The organism is Variovorax sp. 22077 (assembly GCF_052044195.1).
GTDB lineage: Bacteria > Pseudomonadota > Gammaproteobacteria > Burkholderiales > Burkholderiaceae_C > Variovorax > Variovorax atrisoli.
Window position 1 is genome coordinate 1 of the sequence record NZ_JBQEQC010000065.1, and the last position, 2,202, is coordinate 2,202.

General features: G+C 66.0%; 1 protein-coding gene. It reads left to right on the forward strand.

Annotated elements, in window-relative coordinates:
• The coding region (locus ACTJLF_RS34465) for a condensation domain-containing protein (RefSeq protein WP_440884878.1) at positions 1 to 2,202 on the forward strand (2,202 nt) is incomplete at both ends.

The window sequence follows — 2,202 nt, forward strand, 5'->3', positions numbered from 1 at the left end:
ACGCGAACGGGAAGGTGGACCGCAAGGCGCTGCCTGCGCCGGAGTTCACGAGCGACAGGGCGTATGAGGCCCCCGAGGGAGAGATCGAGGAGACCCTGGCAGCCATCTGGGCCGAAGTACTCGGAGTGGCTCGCGTGGGCCACAACGACAACTTCTTCGAACTCGGCGGCGACTCCATCCTCAGTCTCAAGGTGACGGCACGAGCAGCCAGGGCCGGCGTGCAGCTGAATCCCCGACAGGTGTTCGAGCACCAGAGCCTTTCACGCATCGCCCAGGCCATCGGCATCGGCCAGTCTTCAGTGACGCCGACCATCCCCGTGCTGACTGCTGAGCAGCGCGCCGGCACGCTGGCTCTTTCCCATGCACAGATGCGCCAATGGTTCCTGTGGCAGCTCGATCCGTCGAGCACCGCGTACCACATCAGCGGTGCGCTGAAGCTCGAAGGCCGGCTCGACGTGGAGGCCTTGCGCGCGAGCTTCGATGCGCTGGTGCTGCGTCACGAATCGCTGCGTACCGTGTTCCGCACCGACGCCCAGGGCCTGGCCCGGCAACTGATCCGCGAAGCCGGGCCGGTCGACATCGCCATGGTCGACCTCGTGGCACTGCACTCCCCGCAGGAGCGTGAAACGCGCAGCAGGGAAGAAGCCCTGCGCCTGAGCCACACTCCCTTCGACCTGGCCGAAGGCCCGCTGCTGCGGGTCGGCTTGATCCGCCTCGCGCCCGAGGAGCACATGCTCGTCGTGGTGATGCACCACATCGTGTCCGACGGCTGGTCGATGCAGGTCATCGTGGACGAATTCGTGGCGCACTACAGCGCGCGCGTGCAAGGCACGGAGGCAACGCTGTCGTCGCTGCCGATTCAGTACGCCGACTACGCCGCATGGCAGCGCGATTGGCTCGAGGCCGGCGAGCGTGAGCGCCAGCTGGCTTACTGGATGCAACACCTCGGCTCCGACCAGCCGACACTGCAACTGCCCACCGATCACGCCAGAAGAGCCGACGGCCGCTACAGCGCCGTGCGGCATGGCTTCGAACTGCCGGGCGACCTCGTGCAGCGGTTGTACCGGCGCCTGCAAGGCCATGGTGCGACGCTCTTCATGGGATTGCTCGCAGGCTTCCAGGTACTGCTCAGCCGCTACACCGGCGAACTGGACATTCGCGTGGGCGTTCCGGTTGCCAACCGTCACCGCGCCGAGACCGAAAGCGTGATCGGCTTCTTCGTCAACACGCAGGTTCTGCGTAACGAGCTCGATGGCCGCGAGCACCTGACGCAGGTGCTCCTGCGTGCCAAGGAGGCCGCGCTGGGCGCGCAGGCCCACCAGGACCTGCCGTTCGAGCAGCTGGTGGAAGCGCTGCAGCCTGAACGCAGCATGAGTACCAGCCCGCTGTTCCAGGTCATGTTCAACCACCAGCGTGGCGACCTGAAGGCGCTGCAGGATCTGCCGGGGCTCACGTTGACCGAATGCGACCTTGGTGCGCAGGCCGCGCAGTTCGAACTGACGTTGGAAACCAGCGAGAGCGCCGATGGCCGTGTGTGGGCGAGCTTCAGCTATGCCGAAGAACTGTTCGAGCCGCAGACCATCGAGCGCATGGCGGATCACTACCTCGCGGTGTTGGAGGCGCTGGCCGAGCGGCCGCAACAGTCGATGGGCGATGTGGCGATGCTCGGAGTGTCTGAGCAGGAACAGCTGAAGGCGTGGAGCGATAACCCGCAGCGTCATGAAGGCGTGGAGCCTGTTTATCGCCTGATCGAGCGCCAGGCGCAGCAGCACCCTGAAGCCCCCGCACTGGTGTTCGGAGAAGAGACCTTGAGCTACGGCGAACTCAACGCAAGGGCGAACCGGCTCGCACATCGGCTGATGGCCCAGGGCGTGGGCCCCGAGGTGCTGGTGGGCATCGCGGTGGAGCGCTCGGTGGAGATGGTGGTGGGGATCCTGGGGATCGTGAAGGCCGGAGGTGCGTACGTGCCGCTGGACCCGGAGTACCCGGGGGACCGGCTGGCGTACATGGTCGAGGACAGCGGCATCGGAATGCTGCTGACGCAGAGCCACCTGCGTGCACTGGTGCCTGTCGCTGGAGTGACCAAGGTGCTCGAACTCGACACGCTCGACACGTCGTCCGAGCCCGACAGCAATCCGCAAGTCGACCTGCACGGCGAACACCTGGCCTACGTGATCTACACGTCCGGCTCCACGGGCCGTC